Raw genomic sequence first — 21,672 nt, 5'->3', positions numbered from 1 at the left:
TCGATCGGGCCTCCCGCGTCGATCAAGGACTCCCGCGTCGATCAAGGGCGAACGGTCGTGCTTTGATCTCGGATCCACGACCGTTTGCCCTTGATCGGCGGGAAAGTCCTTGATCGCCGTCCGTTGAGCTCATCGGCATTGATCGGTGTGCGCGCCGGCGCCTAGAATCGGCGGGCGTGGGAGCGCTCCCGAAGCGGTGGGCGCGCCCCGACCACAACGGAATACACGGGGGAGGACGTCGATGCGCGTCGGCAGAGCCGCGATGACGGCTGGGTTGGCACTCGCGTTGGTGATCGGCGGCGGCAGCGCCGCACAGGCGGATCCCGATCCGCCGGCCGGCTGGGAGCTGCGCAAAACCACGACAGGGTACGAAGTGAGCTGGCACGCGCCGAAGCGGGTGCCGATCGGCGACGCGATGGTCGAGTTCTACGCCGGTGACCGGCTGCTGGGCCGACCGTCGGCGGAGCCGGACCAGCGCGGTTTCCACTTGAGCGTCGACGGCGTCGCCGGGCGGAGCCTGACCGACCTGCAGGTCCACGCGGGCGGGCGGCGCCTCGACGTCGAGGCGGCGGCGCCGCGCGCGGGCACCGCGCAGCCGGCCCTGGCGGCGGCTCAACTGCCGCCGAACGCGGTCGATCCGGGCGTGGCCGGTCCGTATTCCACCATCTCCGGCGAGTACGCCCTGTCCGACGTGCCTCTGCCCGGGTTCCCGGCGCCGGTGGAGATGCGCGGCCTGGTCATCGCCCCGCAGGGCACGTCCGGGTCGCGGCCGCTCGTGCTCTTCCTGCACGGCCGGCACGCCACCTGCTACCAGGGCACCGCGGAGCCGACGCTGGCCTGGCCGTGCCCGGCCGGCTGGACCTCGCTGCCCAGCTACCGCGGCTACCAGCGGGCGCAGCAGCTGCTGGCCTCGCAGGGATACGTGACCGTGTCGATCTCCGCGAACGGCATCAACGCCCAGGACGGCGTCGGCCTGCCACCCGCGGACGGCGGTGCGCAGGCCCGCTCGTCGCTGGTCCGCACGCACCTGGCGCGCTGGGCCGACTGGGCCGGCTCGGGCCGTCCCAGCGCCCCGGCCATCGTGCGGTCGGCCCCGGTGACCGACATGACCCGGGTCCTGCTGGTCGGCCACTCCCGGGGCGGGGAAGGCGTCAGCCGCGCCGCCGTCGACAGCCTCACCCCGCCGCCGGCCGGCCAGGACGGGTACACCGGGACGGTGCGCTGGCAGATCCGCGGCCTGGCGCTCATCGGCCCGACCATCAACGGGCAGAACCCGGCCCCCGACGTGCCGTCGATGACGATCCTGCCCGGCTGCGACGGGGACATCTCCGACCTGGAAGGGCAGCTGTACGTCGACGCGACCCGCGCGGTGAGCCGCGGATTCGCCCTGCACGGCGCGATCTACGTGATCGGCGCCAACCACAACTACTTCAACACCGAGTGGACGCCGGGACTCTCGGCGGCACCGTCGTTCGACGACTACCCGAGCCCGCACGACCCGACCTGCCGGGCGGTCTCGCCGCTGCGGCTGACGCCGGACCAGCAGCAGAAGGTCGGCGCCACCTACGCCGCCGCGGCCGCGGCCACCTTCGTGGCCGGCAACGACCAGGTACGCCCGCTGCTGGACGGCTCGGGCGTGCGCGCGCCCTCGGTGGACCCGGCCGTCGTGCTCAGCGACGCCGCGGGCGCCAACCGGACGCGCCTGGTGGTGCCCGACGCGTCCACCGTGGTCAGTGGCACCGGCGGCCGGCTGTGCGAGCAGGTGGCCACCACGGACTCGAGCCCGACCACCTGTGACAGCTCGGTGTCGCCGCACTTCGCGCGGTTCGAGCGGATCCGCCCGGAGGCCGGCCGGTACGCCGTCCAGGTGAACTGGGACGCGCCGGGCACGCCGGTGACGATCCGGCCGCCGGTGCCGGTCTCCATCTCGAACGCCCAGCAGGTGGCGCTGCGGGTCGCCCTGGCCGGAAACAACACGGGCGTGGGCCTCGACGTGGCGATCACCGACTCGGCCGGCCGGCGGGCGGTCCTCGGCAGCGCGACCCTGGACGCGCTGCCGTACCCGACGCAGACCAACTCGGAGTGGGCCCAGGAGATCCGGATGCCGCTGACCAACGCCACGGCGGCCGGCCTCAACCTGGCCCAGATCGCGACGCTGGAGCTGATCCCGCGTACCGGCCAGACCTGGACCCGGATCTGGCTGATCGACGCCTGGGGCTGGCGGCCCGGCCTGCCGGCGCCGCAGCCGCTGTCCCTGCCGCGCGTCGACCTGGGCGAGCTGACCGTCGCGGAGGGCAACTCCGGGACCACGACGTACCAGGTGCCGGCGCGGGTCACCGGCAGCGGCAACGGCCAGGTGCGGGTGTTCGTGGTGGACCCGCTGACCGGCGTCGCGTCGGCGAGCGTGGTGTCGGTCCCGCCGGGCAGCACCACCATCGCCATCCCCATCCAGGTGACCGGCAACACGCAGGCCGGTGACACCCGGTCGTACGTCGTCGCCGTCAAGGCCGTCACCGGCGCCGCGGTAGGCGACGCCTACGGCCAACTAACCGTCCAAGACGACGACGCCTAGCCCCACCGCCGGGCCCCGCGCCCGGCCCCTCTTGCCGCCGATCAAGGGCGAACGGCCGTGGTTTGATCTCCGATCCACGACCTTTCGCCCTTGATCGACACGGAAATCCTTGATCGACGAGTCGCAGGTCAGAGCGCTCGCCGGGTCGGTACCGTCCGGGCAGGATGCGCCATGGATCATGTGTCCGTGGCGATCCGCTCGGAGGGAGTAGCGCCGTGACCGATCGGCAGGAACCGGCCGGGCCGGCCGCCCAAGCGCCGGGTGCGCACGACACGGTGCGCCTCGCGGTGGTGGTCGGCGCGCTCGGCGTGGTGTTCGGCGACATCGGGACCAGCCCGATCTACACCCTCCAGACCGTCTTCAACCCGAGCGACCCGCACCCCGTCCCGGTCAGCACGGAGAACGTGTTCGGCGTGGTGTCGCTCGTGTTCTGGTCGGTGATGATCATCGTGACGGTGACCTACGTGCTGCTCGCGATGCGCGCCGACAACAACGGCGAGGGCGGGATCATGGCACTGATCACGCTGCTGCGGCGGTCGACGGGGCTGCGGGGCCGGCGCGCCGCGGGGGTGCTGGCCGGACTGGGGATCTTCGGCGCCGCGCTGTTCTTCGGCGACAGCATGATCACCCCGGCGATCTCGGTGCTGTCCGCGGTCGAGGGCGTCAAGGTCGTCGAGCCGTCCCTAGAAGACCTGGTCGTGCCGGTCACCGCGGTGATCATCGTGCTGCTGTTCCTGGTGCAGCGGCGGGGGACCGCGGCCGTCGGCCGGCTGTTCGGCCCCATCATGATCCTCTGGTTCGCGGCCATCGGCACCTGCGGCGTCGCCGGCATCGCCGACCACCCGGGCATCCTCAAGGCGCTGTCGCCGACGTACGCGCTGGGCTTCCTGGCCGGCCACTTCGGCGTCGCGTTCTTCGCGCTGGCCGCGATCGTGCTCGCGGTCACCGGCGCCGAGGCGCTGTACGCCGACATGGGCCACTTCGGCCGCCGGGCGATCACCCGGGGCTGGCTGATCCTGGTGTTTCCCGCGTGCGTGCTCAGCTACCTCGGCCAGGGCGCGCTGATCCTCGAGGATCCGGCCCACATCAGCAGCCCGTTCTTCCTCCTCGCGCCGGGATGGGCGCGGCTGCCGCTCGTCCTGCTGGCCACGGCGGCGACGGTGATCGCCTCCCAGGCGGTGATCACCGGGGCGTACTCGGTCGCGTCCCAGGCCGCCCAGCTCGGCTACCTGCCCCGGCTGCGGGTCACCCACACCTCGGAGTCGACCATCGGCCAGATCTACGTCCCGTGGATCAACTGGCTACTGATGGTCTCGGTGCTCACCCTGGTCTTCGCCTTCCGCAGCAGCGCGGCGCTGGCGTACGCGTTCGGCATGGCGGTGACCGGGACGATCACCATCACCACGCTGATGTTCTTCTACGTCGCCCGCACGCGGTGGCGCACGCCGGTATGGCTGATCGGCGCCGGCGCCGCCGTGCTGCTGCTGGTGGACCTGCTCTTCGTCGCGGCCAACCTCACCAAGCTGGTACACGGGGCGTGGCTGCCGCTGCTGATCGGCCTGACCGCGTTCACGGTCATGACGACCTGGCAGCGCGGACGCCGCATCGTCACGGCGGCGCGCGCCCGGCGCGAGGGCTCGCTGCGCGAGTTCGTGGACCAGCTACAGGCCGGCGAGCTGGCCACGGTCCGGGTGCCGGGCACGGCCGTCTTCCTCAACCGCGGCAAGGAGACCGCGCCGCTGGCCATGCGGGCCAACGTCGAGCACAACGGGGTACGCCACGAGCACGTCCTGATCTTGTCGATCCAGACCGAGCCGGTGCCCCGCGTCCCGCCGGACGAGCGGATCGTCGTCGACGACCTCGGCTACGCCGACGACGGGATCACCCACGTCATCGCCCGGTTCGGGTACATGGAGACGCCGGACGTGCCCGGCGCGCTGCGGAGGCTGGATCCGGCCACGGCCGAGGGGCGGCCACAGCTGGACCGGGCGTCCTACTTCCTGTCGAAGATCGAGCTGCGGCGGGGGAGCGCGCCGACGATGGCACCGTGGCGCAAGCGGCTGTTCATCGCGACGTCGTACATCACGGCGGACGCCGCCGAGCACTTCGGCCTGCCGCGCGACCGGACGGTCATCATGGGTTCCCACATCGAGGTGTAGGCGTTCGGAGAACCATCCACCGCCAGCCATGTGGCGTCCACCGGCCGCCGATAGCGTCCGCGCCATGGACGCGCTCAACCGCCGTACGTTTCTGAAGATGGTCGGCGCCCCGCGGTCGGTGCGGCGCTTCCCGCGGACCTCAGCCGGGCCCTGGCCATCCCCGCCAACAACCGCACCGGGTCGATCCGCGACGTGGAGCACGTCATCTTCCTGATGCGGGAGAACCGGTCGTTCGACCACTACTTCGGTACGCTGCGCGGCGTCCGCGGGTTCGGCGACCCGCACCCGGTGACGCTGCCGTCCGGCAAGAGCGTCTGGCACCAGCCGAACGGCGCGGGGGAGCTGCTGCCGTTCCGGCCGGACGTGCCGGACCTCGGTCAGACCTACCTGCCGGACCCGCCGCACGGCTGGACCGACGGGCACGCGGCGTGGAACGGCGGCCGGTTCGACCGCTGGGTGCCGAACAAGGGCGTCACGGCGATGACGTACCACACGCGGGCCGACCTGCCGTACCAGTTCGCGCTCGCCGACGCGTTCACGGTGTGCGACAACTACCACTGCTCGCTGCTGGGCTCGACGGACCCCAACCGGTACCACATGTGGACCGGCTGGGTGGGCAACGACGGCAACGGCGGCGGCCCCGTCGTCGACAACGCCGAGGCCGGGTACGACTGGTCGACGTACCCGGAGCGGCTGGAGCGCAACGGCATCTCCTGGAAGGTCTACCAGGACATCGGCGACGGCCTCGACGCCGCCGGGTCGTGGGGCTGGACCGGCGACCCGTACATCGGCAACTACGGCGACAACTCGCTGCTGTACTTCCACCAGTACCAGCACGCCGTGCCCGGCACGCCGCTGGCCGACAAGGCCAAGACCGGCACGCAGATCAAGGCGCTCGGCCGCGACCCGGACGGGCTGCTGGCCGACTTCCGGGCGGACGTCGAGCGGGGCCGGCTGCCGCAGGTGTCGTGGATCGCGGCCCCCGAGGCGTACACCGAGCACCCGAACTGGGAGCCGTCGTTCGGCTCCTGGTACGTCTCCCGCGTCATCGACATCCTCGCGGCCAACCCCGAGGTGTGGAGCAAGATGGCCCTGTTCGTCACGTACGACGAGGAGGGCGGCTTCTTCGACCACATGGTGCCGCCGACGCCGCCGCAGACCCGCGCACACGGGCTGTCGACCGTCCCGGTCACGAACGAGATCTTCCCCGGCAGCGCCAAGTACGCGCCCGGCCCGTACGGCCTCGGCATCCGCGTCCCGATGATCGTCGTCTCGCCGTGGACCCGGGGCGGCTGGGTGAACTCCCAGCTGTTCGACCACACCTCGCTGATCAGGTTCCTGGAGGCGCGCTTCGCCGCCGGGCGGCCCGACCTGGTCGAGTCGAACATCACCCCGTGGCGGCGCGCGGTCGCCGGCGACCTGACGAGCGCGTTCGACTTCAAGACGCCCAACCGCTCGCGGCGCCTGGACCTACCGGACACCGACGACTTCAAGCCCGAAGACCTCGTGCGGCACCCCGACCAGCCGCCGGTCCCGCCGGTCGACCAGCGCCTTCCCGCGCAGGAGCGAGGGGTACGCCCGGCGCGGGCCCGCGGTGCTACACCGTCGAACCCGGCTGGGGACTGGCCGACACCTGGCCGCTCGCGCCCGGGTACGACCTGTCCGTACACGGCCCGAACGGGTTCTTCCGCCGGTTCAAGGCCGGCGGGCCGGCCGCGCTCGACGTCCGGCCGTCGTACGACGACGGCGCGGTCTGCCTCAAACTCCACAATGGAGGACAGGAGCGCGTCGAGGTGACCGTGCGGGACCGGTACGGCTCGCGGCCGGTGCGGCTGTCGCTGCGTCCACAGCAGACCGAGCGCCGGACCTGGTCGCCGGCCCGCACCCGCGGCTGGTACGACCTCACCGTCACCGTCCAGGGCGACGCGGCGTTCGAGTACCGCTACGCCGGCCACCTGGAGGACGGCGAGGACAGCATCAGCGACCCCGCGATGGGTGGCCTCGTCTGAGACTGTCCGCTTGTCGGCGCAGGAAGTCGCGTTCGGCGGTGCTGTCGGTGCGGGCGATCGCCGCCTCGTACGCCTCCGCGGCTTGCCTGCCCCGGCCCAGGCGGCGCAACAGGTCGGCGCGGACCGCGTGGAACACGTGGTATCCGTCGAGGTCGAGGCCGTCGACGAGGTCGAGCGCCGCCGCCGGGCCGTCGACCTCGGCCACCGCCACCGCCCGGTGCAGCGCCACGACCGGGCTGGGGTCGACGGCGAGGAGCTGGTCGTACAGCTGGAGAATCTGGCCCCAGTCGGTGTCCGCCGCCGTCGGGGCGTCGCTGTGCACGGCGTTGATGGCCGCCTGGATCTGGTACGGGCCGGGCCGGTTGCGCCGCAAGCATTGGCGCACGATGGCCTGCCCCTCGGCGATGAGGCCCCGGTCCCAGCGGGCGCGGTCCTGGTCGGCCAGCAGGACCAGCGCGCCGTCCGGCGTGGTGCGGGTGGGCCGGCGCGCCTCGACCAGCAGCATGAGCGCGAGCAGCCCCAGCACCTCCGGCTCGTCGGGCATCAGGTCGGCCAGCAGCCGGCCCAGCCGGATGGCCTCGGCGCAGAGGTCCTCGCGCACGAGCCGGTCGCCGGAGCTGGCCGCGTAGCCCTCGTTGAAGATCAGATAGACGACGGTCAGCACGGGTCGGAGCCGGTCCGGCAGGTCGGCGTCCCGGGGCACCCGGTACGGGATCCGCGCGTCCCGGATCTTGCCCTTGGCGCGGACGAGGCGCTGCGCCATGGTCGGCTCGGGCACCAGGAAGGCGCGTGCGATCTCCGCGGTCGTCAGCCCGCCCAGCAGCCGCAGCGTGAGCGCGACCTGGGCGTTGACGGCGAGCGCGGGGTGGCAGCAGGTGAAGATGAGGCGGAGCCGGTCGTCGCGCACGGGACCCTCCTGCTCCGGTTCGCCGGCGCCGTACAGCAGGGCGGCCTGGGCGTGCCGGTCCTGGCGGGAGGCGTCCCGGCGGAGCCGGTCGATGGCCCGGTTGCGGGCCGTGGTGATGATCCAGCCCGCCGGGCTCGGCGGCAGTCCGGCGGACGGCCAGCGCTGCACCGCCATCGTGAACGCGTCCTGGACCGCCTCCTCGGCGATGTCGATGTCGCCGAAGACGCGGACCAGGACGGCCACCGCGCGGCCGTACTCCGCCCGGAACACCCGGTCGATCTCGGTGGTGCTGGCGGCCGGCATGACGGCTGTCAGTGCTCCGCGTCGTCCTCGAACGGGCGTACCTCGATCGGCAGGCTGAACCCGCCGTACTCCTCGGGCAGCTGGACCGCCCGGGCGAGCGCGCGCGCCCACTCCAGCGCGGCGTCCAGGTCGGGCACCCTGATGATCGTGATGCCGCCCAGGTGCTCCTTGCCCTCGGTGTACGGGCCGTCGGTGGTCAGCATGTCGCCGCCCTTGGCCTGGACGACGGTGGCCGTGCTCGGCGGGTGCAGCGCGGCGGCGAACACCCACACCCCGGCGTCCTTCATCGCCTGCCTGACGGCCGCCACCTCCCGGATTACCGGTTCGAGGATCTCGGGTGCGGGCGGATCGCCGTCCGGTTGGTAGATGCTGAGCAGGTACTGCTTCATCGTCGTCTCCCTCCGTGCCGGGCCGGCGCCGTACCGGCCTCTCACCCCCTATACGAACAGCTTCCGCCCGGATCGACAGCCACGGTGTCCTGACCTCCGTCGCGATCGTCGCGTTGCTGCTTTGGCGGTGCGTCGAGGTGCCATGGTGGTGGCAGCGTACCGATGTTGGCGCCAAGACCCATCGCGGCCTGTTACTGCTACGCAGCCTTCTTCGGTCTGCCCGCATCGGGTTTGACCTCGGCGCCCGTTGTGGGTTCGCGACCGTCGGGTGTGGTGTGACGGGCGGCGGCGTGCGCGAGCGGCCGGGCGTCACGAATGCGTATGTGTTGTTCCGGCCGGGGGTTCGGCGGTCGGGGCGGTGATTGCGGTCCGAAGTCGGGTAAGGGTTTGCTTCAGCAGTCGGGACACGTGCATCTGGGATAGGCCGATTTCGGCGGCGATCTGGGTCTGGGTCATGTGGCCGAAGAATCGCATGGTGAGGATGCGCTGTTCCCGTGTGGGAAGCGCTGCCAGGAGCGGCCGCAGCGTCAGGTGCTCGTCCACGCCGGTGTAGCGCGGGTCGATGCCGCCGATTAGGTCGATGAGGTCGATGCCGGCTGCGGTGGTGTGTGGCGTGTTCAGCGACGCTAGGTGGTAGGCGTGCCGGGCGCCGATCGTGGCCTGCAGGTCGTCGAGGGTCACGTGGAGGTGGTCGGCGAGTTCGGCGGGGGTTGGCTGGCGGCCCTGTAGCTGGCTGAGTTCGCCGGTGGCGGTGACGATCTCGCGGGTTAGTTCCTGGGTCGAGCGCGGTACCCGGATGGCCCAGGCGGTGTCGCGGAAGTGGCGTTTGAGGGTGCCGAGGATGGTCGGGACGGCGTAGGCGGTGAAGGGGACGGCGCGGCGGGGGTCGTAGCGGTCGACGGCGGTGATCAGGGCGAGGGCGGCGACCTGGGACAGGTCTTCGAGGGGTTCACCGCGGCCGGCGTATCGGCGGGCCAGTCGGTTGGCCAGTGGCAGGTTCTCCTCGATGGCCCGGGCGCGTAGTAGGGCCCGGTCGGGATGTCCGGTCGGCAGGTCGTCGCGCTGGTGCAGCAGTTGTTCGGTGGTGGGCGCGGTAGTCGGGGCTGGTTCGGCGAGGATGGTCATGGTGATCAACGCCCTATAGGGGAGTCGCCGCGGTGTGCCGGCAAAGGAGCTGCGCTCGTGATGGAGCGCCGGGAAGTTGCTGGGGTGTGACCGCGGGGTCCGGGCGGCGTTGGTGTGCCAGCGTGAACGCTGACAGGCGCGTCGGTGTAGAGGAGAGGGGCGGTCCTGCGGATCACTCTACGCCGATGTCCGGTAGGCACCAGGGGCTGCTGTGGCGGTGGCTGCGCGGAGGCCGGGGTGCGGGCGTAGGGTGTGCGGTGACAAGCCGCCCGAGGAGCCAGTCGCCCGGGTGTGGACGCTGTTGACGGCGGTCCGGCGCTGGTTACCGACCTGACGGGCGCGGACTGCCTGGCCCGGTGGCCGATGTTCGCGCCCGCGGCAGCATCCGCCGGCGCGGGTGCGGTGTTCGCGCTGCCGCTGCACGTCGGCGCGGTCCGGGTCGGTGTCCTGGACCTTTACCGCGCGCGGCCCGGTGGCCTGGATGGTGACCAGCTCGCCGACGGGCTGCTGTTGGCTGACATCGCCTGCGCGCTGGTGCTGGACGCGGTGCAGCACGAGCGGCCGCACCCGGATGGGCGCCGGCCGGAGCCGGCCTCCCTCGCGTATCCGCAGGTGCACCAGGCCACCGGGATGGTCACCGTGCAGCTGGGGGTGAACGCGGCGGCGGCTGCATGACGTCGCCACGGACGTGGTCGCCCGACGCCTGCGACCCCACCCCAAACCTGACGGAGACCGTGGTGGCCGGCCGCTGGCCTAGATTCGCCGCCGCCGCTGAGGTCGGTTTCGCCGCGGTTGATCGAGCAGGCTAAGGGTGTCCTGGCCGAACGGCTCCACCGGCCTTGGTAACCGGCATCGGGGCGGATGCGGGCGGTCGTGGTGGGGTCCCGGGCGGAAACCGCCCGGGACCCTTCCCCCGGCCCCTGGAAAGTCTTGGTTCAGCTGCACCTGCGAGCGGTCGGTGTCGGCGGGATTTCGCCATGCATCGTGGGTTTGGGGACCCGGCAACCAGGCGTACCCATCGCGCCGTGTCACATCCACCGCCAAGGGTGTCTACTTCGGACGCCGCGACTGCGTGCCAAGACGAGGTAGGCGTCGAGCCGATTCAACCAGCAGCGACGCCCGGCACAGTCGGGACGGTGCCGGGCGGTGGCCGTTCCTGCTGTTACCGGTTGCGACGGCCGGAACCTGCCCTACTTCGGCGGCGCCACCCGCTGCCGGTGCGCCGCGTGCGTCCGCCGCGACCCCGGACAGCGCCGAAAAGCAGGAACAGCACCACGGCTCCGATGATCGCGGTGATCCACGTGCTCAGGTCGAAGAATGTGTCCAGCGTCTGAACGCCGAACAGTTCCCTGCCCAGGAACCCACCCAGCAGGGCACCGGCGATCCCGATGACGGTGGCCAGCAGCAGGCCGGCCTTCTTTCCGGTGAGGTTTTCGGCGATGAGACCGGCGACGGCACCGAGCACGATCCAGGCGATAACGCCCATGACGCTCTCCTTGATGGTGGGCCGATGTCCCGAAGCGGGGCGACCCACCCTGGCGGGTTCCCTCATCGACGTATCCCTAAACGGGTTGCGCGCCGGCGAATCAGGCGGTCGTCGGCTGGCAAGCGTGCTGGGCCGAACGGGCGTACGATGAAGGTAATCCCGGATTCGACGACATCCCACCCCTGAGGTGCCCGCCACACCGGCCCACCCCCTTGAGGGGGATGTCATGTCCAACGACCTACACGTCACCCGTAACGTACCGGCCGACCCGACCGCCGCGGTGCCGCCGCAGGTTCCGGTCGCCCCGCCAGCCATGTCGCGGACGGGTCGGGTGCCGCGCACCCGCATCCGCGCGACGTGGTTCGGTATCTGTGTCGCCGCGCTGCTGTTCCTGGTGCTGATTGTGTTCATGCTGCAGAACCCTGGCAGCGTGGAGGTCAGCTTCCTGTGGATGGACGGCAGCCTGCCGCTGGCTCTGGCGTTGCTGATCGCGGGCGTGGGCGCCGCGATCCTGACCATGGTGGTCGGCGCGGCCCGGATCACCCAGCTGCGCCGCCAATCCCGCCGCCAGCGCCACTGACCCGCGCCCCTGGACCTCGGCACCACTAAGCCACCGCACCCCCAACCAGCCCGTCGCCGGTCTCGACCGGTGACGGGCGGAGGAGCCGATCATGAAACTCACGACGACGGCCGACCGCAGGCCGGTCATTTCGCTGACGCCGCCCTCCACCCCGCGGCTGCGGATGGAATCCACCGGCTCGCGCCGCACCCTCCTGGACGGCGCCTGGTGGCCCCGCTCGACCGACCCGGTCGCCGAACTACCCGGATTGATCCTGGCCATCGACAAACTCCGCGGACCGGTAACCCGGCTGGTCCTGGCCGCGGCGGGCTGGGACAGCCACCCGCGCCGCCTCGGCGTGAACGGCCGGGTCCTGCGGCTGGGCTACTTCACCAGCCAACCCGTCAGCCTATTGACCGCGATCTGCGGCACCAACGAACGCATCGACCTGCTTGTCGTCCCACCCCGCACCGCCACCGGCACCGCCGACGCGGCGATGGTCCTCGCCGCCGCCACCACCAACAAGGTCCACGCCCAACACATCCTTCTCGCCGTCAGCACACCAACCCCACGCCCGGTCGACGCCGCCGAAGAGGAGTGGGAGACCGAAGGCGGCCAGATCGGCCCCGTCCTTGCTCCGGCAGGGCACCGTGCACCAGCCGGCCAGAGCGCAGGACGCGGTGAGGCTTAGCCTCGGTGCCGCAGCCTTCGCGCCCAGGATCGGCCGGTCAGAGCCAGTCCTTTCGTTTGAAGGTGGCGTAGAGCAGGGTGGATAGGCCGGCGATGAGGGCGGCTGAGGTGAGGACACCCCAGTGGCTGCCGGAGCCGGGGTAGGGCAGGTTCTGGCCGTAGAAGCCGGTGACGGCGGTGGGCACGGCGATGATCGCGGCCCAGCTGGTCACCTTCTTCATGATCAGGTTCATGCGGTTGCCCTGGATGGTCAGGTTCGTCTCCACGGTCGTGGCGACCAGGTCGCGCAGGGATTCTGTCCACTCGGTGGCGCGTAGGACGTGGTCGTAGACGTCCTGGTAGTACGGTGCCATCGCCTCGCCGACGGTGGGTAGGTCGCGGCGCAACAGTGTGTTGAGGACCTCCCGCATGGGCAGCACCAGCCGGCGCAGCACGACAAGGTTCCTGCGCAGTTGGAACGAGCGCCGCTGCACCATCTGGATCTGGGCGCGGCGCTCGTCGAACAGGGCGTCTTCGAGCCGTTCGATGCCCGCGTCGAGTTGCTGCACGGCGGTGAAGTGGCCGTCGACGAGAACGTCGAGCAGCCCGTACAGCAGGAACGCGACGCCGTGTTTGGTCAGATCGGGTGAGGCGTCCCAGCGGGTGCGTACGGGTGTGGTGTCGAACCGGTCGTCCTTGCGTACGGTGATCAGCGCCTGCTTGGTGATGAACACCGCGATTTCGCTGACGTCCAACCGGCCGCTGTCGGGGTCGAGGGTGACCGCGTAGGCGCTCAGGAACAGGTGGGTGGCGTAGTGGTCCAGTTTGGGTCGCTGCGCCTCGCGCAGCGCGTCTTCGACGGCGAGCTCGTGCAGCCCGAACTCGGTGTTGACCATGTCGAAGTCGGCCGCAGTCGGCCGGCACAGGTCCAGCCACACCACCGACCCAGGATCGGTCAGGTGTTCGGAGATGTCGGCGACCGGGAAGTCTTCCAGTGCGCAGGCGCCGTCCCGGTACAGCCGGGTACGGGCCCGGGCGTCCGACCCGGACCCGTTCACCGGTGCGTCGCCGTTGACGGCACCGGCTGCACCCCATACCGCGGACTGCGACCCGCACCCGCCCGGGCATCGTTAGCGAGCGATCCGCGCGGGTCACGCCGGCGGCTGACCGACGTCGTCGTAGCTGCGCCGTTCGGTCACGACCGCGCCATTGGGGCGGCGACGCCGGCTCATGTAGAAGAACAGGATCAGCCCGGCCACGCCGGCGAGCATGAGGATCCAGCCGACCACGTCCAGGTCCAGCCCGGCGATCGTCGTCTCCACGGCGAAGGTCAGGATCGCGCCGACCACGATCAGCAACATGCCTACACCAATACCCATACCCGTGGGGTCCCCGCCGGGCAGGCATCCTAATCGCATCCGGTGTGCCACATCTGATTTCGCGAATTTGACGACGATGCGCGAATTGGCACGCGGAACCGTTTGGAATTCATCGCGGTAAGGGAATAGCTCCCCGCGGAGGAGGACCCCAATCATGTCCACTGCTGGAATCATCGTCCTGATCATCGTCGTGGTGGTCGCCGCGCTCGCCGTCGCCGGCTGGCGCCCCGTCCGGCGACGCACCCTGCAGAGAAGGTTCGGCCCGGAGTACGACCGGGTGGTCGCCGAGCAGCCCAACCGCGCCGCGGCCGAGCGGGAACTGCGTGAACGCGAACGCAAGCACGCCGAACTGGAGTTGAAGCCACTGGCGCCGGACGCCCGGGCACGGTACGCGGCCGAGTGGGCGAAGGTGCAGGCCCGCTTTGTCGACTCGCCCAGCGACGCGGTACGCGACGGCGACGAGTTGGTCACCCGTCTGGTCGGCGACATCGGGTACCCGACCGACAGCGACGACGAACGGCTCGCGCTGCTGTCCGTCGAACACGCCGGTACATTCGGCCGCTACCGCGACGCGCACGAGATCTCCCTGCGCAACGCCCGCGGCGAGGCGAGCACCGAGCAGTTGCGCCGAGCGCTGGTGCAATACCGGGCGCTGTTCGCCGAACTGCTCGGCGACCCTCCCGTTCCACAGACCGGTGAGCCGCTCGGCGTGGGATCGGTCGCGACCGGGTCGGCCGCAGACCACGCCATCAACAACACCGTCCCGATGCCCGTACCTGGGAACGCCCCGAGGAGCCTTTCATGACCGACCAGAGAACCAGTGAGCAGTGGACACGGCCGACTCGAACGATGGAACTGGCCGATCCGGACCGAACCGAACCGGAATCATCCACTCAGGACAGTACGGCGCCGGACCTGACCGTCACGGAACGCTTTGCCGAGGACGGCGCGGTTTACCACAGTGCCACACACGACGAGGTCGTCCCCGAACGGACGTTCGCCGAGCCGGACGCGCAGAGCGCTGCCGATGATCCTGAGGCGGACGTGCCCGCCGCTGAGCATGCGGTCGACGGGTCTGTCGCAGCCGACCATGCCGATCTTGACCATGCCGAGCCGGGGGACGACTCGCAGGCGGCCCAGGAGCAGGACGGCGTCGCCGTAGCGGCCGGCCCCGGCGGGCCGGTGGACGACATCAACGACGTCTCGGGCTCGGGCGACCTACTGCCCGGCGATGTGCCGACCGGGACGGTCGCGTTGTTCGACGGCGCGACGGCCGACCGGTTCCGGGACCGGTGGCAGCAACTGCAGCTGCGCTTCATCGACGACCCGCACACCGCGGCCGCTCAAGCCGGCGCACTGGCGGACGAAGTGGTCACCGCCCTGCGCGACGCCGTGGACCAGCACCGCACAGGGCTGGAGGACTGGCAGTCCGACAACGGCTCCGACGCGCATTTCGGGGACACCGAGCGGCTGCGGGTCGCGGTCCGCCACTACCGCGACTTCGTGGACCGTCTACTCGCCATGTAAGCGGCGGGCAACCGCTGGACACCTGCCCTCCGGCAGTTCGACGGCGCGCCGGGCGTGCACGCCCGGCGCGCCTACAGGTTCAATCGATACGACAACAACAGGAGCGCCAATGCCCAAGACAGTGGCTCCCGGCGCAGCCGAGCACGCGATCGCGTTGTTCGACCAGTGGTCCGCCGGGAACTGGGAGCAGGTACGACGCGACTTCGACCCGACCCTGAGCCAGACGCTCAGCGCCGCAGCGATCGCGGACGCCTGGACCCAGGTCGTCGACCTCGTCGGCGCACACCGACGCACCGGAGAACCGTCCGTGCACCAGGAGGCCGACCACACGATGGTCGACCTGCCGCTGGATTTCGAGACCGGCCCGATGAAAGGCCGCGTCGCCTACAACCCTCAAGGCCAGGTCGCAGGTCTATACATTCTGGTTCCCGATATCGGCTGACCCGAACAGCCGGAGGCCGGGGCTTCCACCGCCGCACCGATCGACGTCCGTTAAAACACCGCCGGTCTGGGTACCTGTATGGCATCGGTCGCGGCAGCACGAGGCCACCGCGGAACCACCGTCCGGATCCGCATCAGGAGGCAACCCGTGCGCATCGGAGCAGTAATCATCGTGATCTGGCTGATCATCGGACTGGTAGCCGCCGGCCAACGCGGATACCTCGGCGGATCCTCCAGCAGTTGCACAGAAGCCGGAAACATCGTGGTCACGGTCATCGCGGGACCGCTGAACTACGTAGGCGTCAACCCGAAGATCACATGCACCGTGCCGCAACCATCACAGTAACCGCCGCGCTCACCCGTCCGCCGACGCCGATACCGCCCCGACGTTGGCGCCGACGTTGGGGTCGGCGTTGGCGTCGATGCGGACGCCCGCGACGGTGATGGTGTGGCCGGTGGGGTATGGCTGGGTTTCGAGGTGGGGCTCGGCTCCGTCGAGGATTGGCTTGTGCGCGTCGGGATAGTGGGCGTCGTGATCCTCGACGGGACGACGAGGGACGCCGGTACCGGCCGCACGAGCAGGTAGGTCGCCAGCGTGACGACGAAGGGAGTTGCCCCCTGATCTTGGACACCTGAGACTTGGATCTTGATGGTCCAGGTGGACAGGAGTCCCTGACAGATGGTGATGAAGCACTACCCGCCCGAGTTCAAGGCCGACGCGGTGGCGTTGTACCGGTCCCGGCCGGACGCGACGATCAAGTCGGTCGCCGACGACCTGGGCGTGAACCCGGAGACGCTCCGTAACTGGATTCGGCTAGCGGATGGGCGGCGCAGCGGCCCGGCGGTGATCCGGCCGGAAGCCGCGCCGGCGCCGGCTGGGTCGGTGGAGGCGGAGAACGCGCAGTTGCGTCGCCGTGTGCGGGAACTGGAGGAGGAACGCGACATCCTGCGTAAGGCGGCCCGGTATTTCGCCGGGGAGACGCGCTGGTGAACCGCTTCCAGTTCGTCGAGGACCACCAGCAGCGCTTCGGCGTGAAGCGGTTGTGCCGGGTCCTGGGCGTGGCCCGGTCCAGCTTCTACCACTGGAAGGCCACCGCGGCGGCTCGGGCGGCCCGTAAGGCCGACGACGCCGCCCTGGCGGCCCGGATCCGGACCGTGCACGCCGACTTCGACGGCACCTACGGCGTGCCGCGGATCACCGCCGAGCTACGCGACCGCGGCGAGCGGGTCAACCACAAGCGCATCGCCCGGGTGATGCGCGGGATCGGCCTGCAAGGACTGCGACTGCGTCGCCGGCAGCGCACCACGATCCCGGACCCGGCCGCGGCGAAGGCGCCGGACCTGATCGGCCGGGACTTCACCGCACCAGCGCCGAACCTGCGCTATGTCGGTGACATCACGTACCTGCCCGTCGGCGAGCGCGGATTTCTTTACCTGGCCACCGTGCTGGACCTGCACTCGCGCCGGCTGGCCGGCTGGGCGATCGCCGACCACATGCGCACCGACCTCGTCCTGGACGCCCTGGCCGCCGCACAGCGCACCCGGGGCAGCCTGGCCGGGGCGATCCTGCACACCGACCACGGCGCCCAGTACACCTCCCGAGCGTTCGCCGCCGCCTGCCGTGCCGCCGGCGTTCGCCAGTCGATGAGCGCGGTCGGCAGCTCCGCGGACAACGCCGCCGCCGAATCCTTCAACGCCACCTTCAAACGCGAGACCCTGCAAGGCCGCCGCGCCTTCACCGACGAACGAGAGGGACGCCTGACCGCATTCCGCTGGCTGCACCGCTACAACACCGTCCGCCGCCACTCCCGGCTCGGACAACGATCCCCGATCGCCTACGAGAAGACACTCCGACCAACATCAACTACCCTGGCATCAGCCGCATAACCCCGTGTCCAAGATCAGGGGTCAAGCCCCGAACACCAGCGCGATCAGCACCGTCGACAGGCGGATATGTCCACGCAGGTGTTTGGGCATCAGCTTGCTCCGGCGGACTCGACGGTGTCGAGGCTGGTCGGCACGTTGATGCCCTCCGCTTGCAGGGCCAGCGCGACTCTGGCACGCAGTTCCCGTCCGACGGTGAACTGTTTGCCGGGTAGCGTGCGGGCCACCATGCGCACGTGGAGGGTGTCAACCTCCAGGCTTTCCACACCCAGGACCGACGGCGGATCCAGCAGCAACGCACCCAACGTCGGATCGTCGCGGGCGTCCAGACCGACTCGGCTGAGGATCTCGCGGACCCGGCTCACGTCGACGGTGCGCGGCACCGGCACGTCGACGACCGCGCGGGCCCAGTCGCGGGACTGGTTGGTCACCTGGACAATCTGCCCGTTGGGCACGATGACGACCTCGCCGTTGACGGTGCGCAGCCGCGTGACACGCAAGGTGACCTCCTCGACGGTGCCGCTCACGCCGACCTCCGAGCCCAACGCCGCGATGCGTACCACGTCACCGAAGCCGTACTGACGCTCGACGATGATGAACAGTCCGGCCAGGATGTCCTGGACGAGCCGTTGGGCGCCGAACCCGAGGGCCACCGCGACCACCGCCGCCGGCGCCACCAGGCTGGTGAACGGCACGCCGAGGCGCCGCAGGATGAGGACCGCCGCCACGCTGTAGAGCAGCACGATCACCGCCCACATGCCCACCTGCACAAGGACGTGGCCATGTTTCGCGGACTCCGTGCGCACCAAGCCGGCACCGCGGGCGGACCTCGCGTCGATCCGGCCCGTGATCGCGGAGCCCACCCACCTGGTCGCCCGCGACAACACGATCACACCGCTGACGAACAGCACGATCTCCAAGCCGCTGCCGCGAGCCCACGTGGTGATATCGGTTATCGGAGCCACTGCCAGACCCGTCATCACCGGGCTCGCGACAGTCACGCCGGCGGCCGGCCGGCGTCGTCGTAGCCGCGGCGTTCGATCAGCTCGGCGCGGGGTGCGCGGCCCACGGCTACGCCCGCCGCGAGCGGCGGCCACGACCCCTGACGGCCCCGAACAGCAAGAACAGCACAACGGCACCGATGATCGCGGTGACCCAGGTGCTCAGGTTGAAGAACGTGTCCAGCGTCTTCACCCCGAACAGCTCCTTGGCCACGAACCCGCCAAGCAGGGCGCCGGCGATCCCGATGATGGTGGCCAGCAGAAGGCCGGTCTTCTTTCCGGTGAGGTTTTCGGCGATGAGACCGGCGACGGCGCCGAGCACGATCCAGGCGATAACGCCCATGAGTTTCTCCATTGCTAGCGGGCCAATGCCCACAGTGGGCGGCCCACAACGATGGCTTCCCCTCTGGCACATCTACCAAACCAGCCCCCGCCGACGACGCGCCACTGCGGGTGCCGACCAACCGGCTGGGGCGATCTATACCCGCTTCTGCACCGCGACTGCGTCGGGCACGGCCGGGGACGGCTCCTCAATGGAACGCCGCACGAGGCGTTCAACGAAGATAGCGACGAAGGTTCGCAGGTGGGCGGTGCTGAACTGGCGGTAGACGCCCCGGACCCGGCCTTCGAGGTCAAAGGCGGAGACCACCTCGCGCGGGTACCGCTGCTGAATCCGGTCGACGATCCCCGCGATCTCCGCGTCGTACGCAGACCTGGTCTCCGCCGCGTCCGCGCGGGCGTCTCCGCGTGGGGTGGAGTTGGCAGACCGAGCCGGGCGGAGCCTTGCTGGGGACCCTGCGGTGTTGGCATGGCTGTCACGGCCTTAGCTGGAAGGATTCAATCATCGCATGCCAGCCCTCCGCCGCCCGGGAGTCGATCATGAATGTTTGATTGTGGAGCGCGCTGGAGCTGCTGTTCAGCCCAGCAGTGTGCGCCTCGGCGGGTTTATGCTGGGTTGCGGCCGCGGGAGGTTGTCATGCTCATACTCTTCGTTGTGCTGATGGTGTTGTGGCTCATCCTGGCAATCGTCGGGATCGCCATCGACGGCTTGTTGTGGCTCGGCATCATCGGGATCATTCTGTTCCTCGGCACTGCCGTGATCGGCGGACTTCGCCGTAGGGCACTGCGCCACTAGTCAGCGCAACGGCCCGCTGCCCGGTGGCTTTTTCGACGGGTCATTGTGGTTCACGCCCGGCGTAGGCCGCGGATGCCGGGCACCGCGAGCAGCACCAGGCAGCCGGCGACCGCGACCGCGGCGCCCGCGCCGAGCACGGTCTGCGCACCGAGTACGCCGGCCGCCGGGCCCGCGAGGACCTGGCCGATCGGTACGGTGCCGACCGAACCGGCCACCTCGTACGCGCTCACCCTGTTCAGCACGTCCGGCGGCACCTGGGTCTGCACGCTGGTCGCCCACATCACCGACCAGAACGCCCAGGCGCCGCCGCCGATCACGTGCCCGGCGACCAGCAGGGGAAGCGTGGCGTGCGCGGCGTAGCTGAGCGGGATCAGGGCGAAGCCGAACAGCGCGACCGCCCCGGCGGCCAGCGGCCGGGCCGGCCGGTACCGCATCGCGACGATGCCCCCGACGACCGTGCCGGCTCCCAGGGCCGACATGGTCAAGCCGTACGCCTGCGCGCCGAGCCGCTCGGTGACCAGCCCGGAGCCCAGCGGGTAGATCGGCCCGAACAGCAGCACGCCGTACACCGACCAGACCAGGATGACCGACCACATCCAGGTCCGGGCCCGGAACTCGTGCCAGCCCTCGCGCAGGTTCCGGACCATCGAGGTGCCCCGGCCCACCGGCGGCGCCGGGGGCAGGCGCAGGGCCAGTAGGCAGGCCGCGCTCACTGCGAAGGTGCCGGCGTTCAGGACGTACACGGTGCCGGTGTGGAACGCGGCGATGAGCGTCGCCGCGAACGCCGGGCCGATGAGCTGGGCCGCCGCGTCGGCCACCCGCAGGGTGGCGTTCGCCCGTTGGACGTCGGCGGCGACCCGGGGGACCATGCTGGCCACCCCGGGCTGGAACATCGCGGCGGCCGAGCCGGCCAGGGCGGACATCGCCAGCAGCAGCCAGAGCGGGGGATGGCCGGAGAACAGCGCGGCCGCGACGACCGTCTGGCTGCCGACCCGGACCAGGTCGGCTGCGACCATCATCCGCCGCGCGGTGAACCGGTCGGCGAACACCCCGCCGAAGAGCACCAGCGCGGCGAACGGCGCCATCCACGCGGCGAGCACGAAACCGACGCCGGAGTCCCCGAAGCCGGCGCCCCGGACGGCCAGCGCCACCGCCACCGGCAGCATGGCGTCGCCGAGCAGTGCGACCGAGCGGGCCACGAAGTAGAGGCCGAAGTTTCGGGTCCACAGGCCGGTCGGCGTGCGGGGTGGCGCGAGCGTGGCCATGAGGTCCTTCCGGTCGGCGGCGCGACGCCGAGCATCCCTTACTGGAAGGACTCCTGCCAGTTATTTCTTGATCATGTGACGTGGCCCCCCTCTCGCCCCGTCGATCAAGGGCTCCCGCGTCGATCAAGGGCATATGGTCGTGGTTCGATCTCCGATCCGCGATCATATGCCCTTGATCCGCGTGGGTTTCCTTGATCGACGCGCCGGTCTTGCCCCGTTCGGGGAACGCGTCGGCCGTGCGGAGCGCGCCGCGGTGCGCACGGACCGAGGTCCCGCCTGGATGTCGGATTCGAGGTTGCCGGCGGTGCAGTACCAAGAGATCCATGCTGGACGTCGCGTTGGGTATCGCTGACGACCCTGCCGGGCGTGCCCGGAGCCTTGGGGTCGTCGTGCTGATCGTGGCCGCCATGATCGTTGGAGGCATCGCACTGATCGCCCTGGCCTGGGGCGTGATCCGGATGGTCGGCAACGCGGCGGAATCAACAGGACGAGGCGTCCTGTTGGTCCTCGCGGGCGGGTCGGCCACATCCTGTGGCGGCGCTTACGTGTTCCAGCAATGGTGGCCATTCTGGATCGCGGTCGTCCTGGCCGTCTTTGTCGGGTTCGCCGTGCTGGTCAAACTGCAGTGACCGGTTGCCTGGTACCCACATGATGGACGGCGTGAACTGGTGGGGGCAGTTGATCGGCGTTGTCGCGTCGGGCGTTGCCCTGGTCGCGGGCATCATCACCTGGGTGCGTAAGGGCCCGATCGGCGGCGGGTTGGCGCAGAAGGGCAGCGCCGACTGGTGGTTGGGCGTGCTGTTCGTCTTCGCTGGCTTCATGCTGCTCGCGGGCATCGTGGTGGTCATCGGCGAGGCGTAGC

At 70.4% G+C, this 21,672-nt stretch carries 24 protein-coding genes and 1 pseudogene; 15 read left to right on the top strand and 10 right to left on the bottom strand.

The genetic code is table 11. The annotated features are described in order from the left end of the window. Positions 1–241: 241 nt before the first annotated feature. From Prum_RS45665 to Prum_RS55960, 4 genes and pseudogenes are all read left to right on the top strand, one after another. Positions 242–2,572, top strand: coding sequence for an alpha/beta hydrolase family protein (locus Prum_RS45665; RefSeq protein ID WP_173085514.1), 2,331 nt, complete (start codon positions 242–244; stop codon positions 2,570–2,572). A 215-nt stretch (positions 2,573–2,787) separates the two neighbouring features. Further along, positions 2,788–4,731 (top strand): potassium transporter Kup, encoded by a 1,944-nt coding sequence (locus Prum_RS45660; protein WP_246278770.1) that lies wholly within the window; start codon positions 2,788–2,790, stop codon positions 4,729–4,731. A gap of 150 nt (positions 4,732–4,881) precedes the next feature. After that, a pseudogene (locus Prum_RS45655) lies at positions 4,882–6,261 on the top strand (phosphocholine-specific phospholipase C); the annotation flags it as partial. A gap of 92 nt (positions 6,262–6,353) precedes the next feature. Further along, positions 6,354–6,740 (top strand): phospholipase domain-containing protein, encoded by a 387-nt coding sequence (locus tag Prum_RS55960; RefSeq protein WP_486357952.1) that lies wholly within the window; start codon positions 6,354–6,356, stop codon positions 6,738–6,740. On the opposite strand, the gene Prum_RS45650 is transcribed toward Prum_RS55960, so the two are convergent. The 3 genes from Prum_RS45650 to Prum_RS45640 all read right to left on the bottom strand — a co-directional run bounded on the left by Prum_RS45650 (position 6,709) and on the right by Prum_RS45640 (position 9,464). Continuing rightward, positions 6,709–7,950, bottom strand: coding sequence for an RNA polymerase sigma factor (locus Prum_RS45650; RefSeq protein ID WP_173085510.1), 1,242 nt, complete (start codon positions 7,948–7,950; stop codon positions 6,709–6,711). The genes Prum_RS55960 and Prum_RS45650 overlap by 32 nt on opposite strands. 8 nt (positions 7,951–7,958) lie before the next feature. After that, the gene (locus Prum_RS45645) at positions 7,959–8,339 is read right to left on the bottom strand and encodes a YciI family protein (RefSeq protein WP_173085508.1); all 381 of its coding nucleotides are present in this window, start codon (positions 8,337–8,339) and stop codon (positions 7,959–7,961) included. A 309-nt stretch (positions 8,340–8,648) separates the two neighbouring features. Beyond that, positions 8,649–9,464, bottom strand: a complete 816-nt coding sequence (locus Prum_RS45640) for a SigB/SigF/SigG family RNA polymerase sigma factor (protein ID WP_218577900.1) — start codon at positions 9,462–9,464, stop codon at positions 8,649–8,651. Positions 9,465–9,755: 291 nt separating this feature from the next. On the opposite strand from Prum_RS45640, the gene Prum_RS45635 reads away from it, so the two are divergent. Next, positions 9,756–10,139 carry a hypothetical protein gene (locus tag Prum_RS45635; RefSeq protein WP_173085504.1) on the top strand — a complete coding sequence of 128 codons (384 nt, stop codon included), beginning with the start codon at positions 9,756–9,758 and terminating at the stop codon, positions 10,137–10,139. Between the two features lie 487 nt (positions 10,140–10,626). On the opposite strand, the gene Prum_RS45630 is transcribed toward Prum_RS45635, so the two are convergent. Next, positions 10,627–10,950 carry a GlsB/YeaQ/YmgE family stress response membrane protein gene (locus tag Prum_RS45630; RefSeq protein ID WP_173085502.1) on the bottom strand — a complete coding sequence of 108 codons (324 nt, stop codon included), beginning with the start codon at positions 10,948–10,950 and terminating at the stop codon, positions 10,627–10,629. 226 nt (positions 10,951–11,176) lie between these two features. On the opposite strand from Prum_RS45630, the gene Prum_RS45625 reads away from it, so the two are divergent. Then, on the top strand, positions 11,177–11,530 hold the full coding sequence (locus tag Prum_RS45625; protein WP_173085500.1) for a lipopolysaccharide assembly protein LapA domain-containing protein: 354 nt from the start codon (positions 11,177–11,179) through the stop codon (positions 11,528–11,530). 91 nt (positions 11,531–11,621) lie between these two features. Next, positions 11,622–12,200: a DUF5994 family protein gene (locus Prum_RS45620; RefSeq protein ID WP_173085498.1), complete on the top strand. Its 579-nt coding sequence runs from the start codon at positions 11,622–11,624 to the stop codon at positions 12,198–12,200. 37 nt (positions 12,201–12,237) lie between these two features. Here the strand turns inward: Prum_RS45620 and Prum_RS45615 are convergent, their stop codons facing one another. Beyond that, positions 12,238–13,236 (bottom strand): magnesium transporter CorA family protein, encoded by a 999-nt coding sequence (locus tag Prum_RS45615; protein WP_173085496.1) that lies wholly within the window; start codon positions 13,234–13,236, stop codon positions 12,238–12,240. Positions 13,237–13,329: 93 nt separating this feature from the next. After that, positions 13,330–13,557: a DUF6458 family protein gene (locus Prum_RS54265; RefSeq protein WP_173085494.1), complete on the bottom strand. Its 228-nt coding sequence runs from the start codon at positions 13,555–13,557 to the stop codon at positions 13,330–13,332. 154 nt (positions 13,558–13,711) lie between these two features. Here Prum_RS54265 and Prum_RS45605 point away from each other — a divergent pair, with 154 nt between their 5' ends. From Prum_RS45605 to Prum_RS45585, 5 genes are all read left to right on the top strand, one after another. Beyond that, entirely contained in the window at positions 13,712–14,362 is a 651-nt protein-coding gene (locus tag Prum_RS45605; RefSeq protein WP_308785455.1) for a hypothetical protein, read from the top strand. After that, positions 14,359–15,084 (top strand): hypothetical protein, encoded by a 726-nt coding sequence (locus Prum_RS45600; protein ID WP_173085492.1) that lies wholly within the window; start codon positions 14,359–14,361, stop codon positions 15,082–15,084. The genes Prum_RS45605 and Prum_RS45600 overlap by 4 nt, the downstream gene beginning before the upstream one ends. A gap of 109 nt (positions 15,085–15,193) precedes the next feature. Next, on the top strand, positions 15,194–15,526 hold the full coding sequence (locus Prum_RS45595; RefSeq protein ID WP_173085490.1) for a DUF3887 domain-containing protein: 333 nt from the start codon (positions 15,194–15,196) through the stop codon (positions 15,524–15,526). 147 nt (positions 15,527–15,673) lie between these two features. Beyond that, positions 15,674–15,871 (top strand): hypothetical protein, encoded by a 198-nt coding sequence (locus tag Prum_RS45590; RefSeq protein WP_173085488.1) that lies wholly within the window; start codon positions 15,674–15,676, stop codon positions 15,869–15,871. Between the two features lie 333 nt (positions 15,872–16,204). Beyond that, a protein-coding gene (locus tag Prum_RS45585; RefSeq protein WP_173079142.1) for an IS3 family transposase occupies positions 16,205–17,412 on the top strand; the annotation gives its coding sequence in 2 pieces (ribosomal slippage) (positions 16,205–16,502 and positions 16,502–17,412; 1,209 coding nt in all). A gap of 89 nt (positions 17,413–17,501) precedes the next feature. On the opposite strand, the gene Prum_RS45580 is transcribed toward Prum_RS45585, so the two are convergent. From Prum_RS45580 to Prum_RS45570, 3 genes are all read right to left on the bottom strand, one after another. After that, entirely contained in the window at positions 17,502–18,389 is an 888-nt protein-coding gene (locus Prum_RS45580; RefSeq protein ID WP_173085485.1) for a mechanosensitive ion channel family protein, read from the bottom strand. Between the two features lie 91 nt (positions 18,390–18,480). Beyond that, positions 18,481–18,753 (bottom strand): GlsB/YeaQ/YmgE family stress response membrane protein, encoded by a 273-nt coding sequence (locus tag Prum_RS45575; RefSeq protein WP_173085483.1) that lies wholly within the window; start codon positions 18,751–18,753, stop codon positions 18,481–18,483. Positions 18,754–18,888: 135 nt separating this feature from the next. Then, complete coding sequence (locus Prum_RS45570; RefSeq protein ID WP_371871441.1) at positions 18,889–19,104, bottom strand: three-helix bundle dimerization domain-containing protein; 216 nt, start codon at positions 19,102–19,104, stop codon at positions 18,889–18,891. 282 nt (positions 19,105–19,386) lie between these two features. On the opposite strand from Prum_RS45570, the gene Prum_RS45565 reads away from it, so the two are divergent. Next, positions 19,387–19,545 carry a hypothetical protein gene (locus tag Prum_RS45565; RefSeq protein ID WP_173085480.1) on the top strand — a complete coding sequence of 53 codons (159 nt, stop codon included), beginning with the start codon at positions 19,387–19,389 and terminating at the stop codon, positions 19,543–19,545. 50 nt (positions 19,546–19,595) lie between these two features. Here Prum_RS45565 and Prum_RS45560 read toward each other — a convergent pair whose 3' ends face one another. Continuing rightward, positions 19,596–20,810 (bottom strand): MFS transporter, encoded by a 1,215-nt coding sequence (locus tag Prum_RS45560; protein WP_173085478.1) that lies wholly within the window; start codon positions 20,808–20,810, stop codon positions 19,596–19,598. 323 nt (positions 20,811–21,133) lie between these two features. Between Prum_RS45560 and Prum_RS45555 the strand changes: the two genes are divergently transcribed. Beyond that, complete coding sequence (locus Prum_RS45555) at positions 21,134–21,439, top strand: hypothetical protein (protein WP_173085476.1); 306 nt, start codon at positions 21,134–21,136, stop codon at positions 21,437–21,439. 19 nt (positions 21,440–21,458) lie between these two features. Continuing rightward, a complete protein-coding gene (locus Prum_RS45550) occupies positions 21,459–21,671 on the top strand; it encodes a hypothetical protein (RefSeq protein ID WP_173085474.1) in 213 nt (70 codons plus the stop codon). Position 21,672 lies beyond the last annotated feature (1 nt).

Source organism: Phytohabitans rumicis (assembly GCF_011764445.1).
Lineage (GTDB): Bacteria > Actinomycetota > Actinomycetes > Mycobacteriales > Micromonosporaceae > Phytohabitans > Phytohabitans rumicis.
Note: the sequence above shows the minus strand (reverse complement) of the source record. Positions and strands in the feature narration are given on the sequence as shown.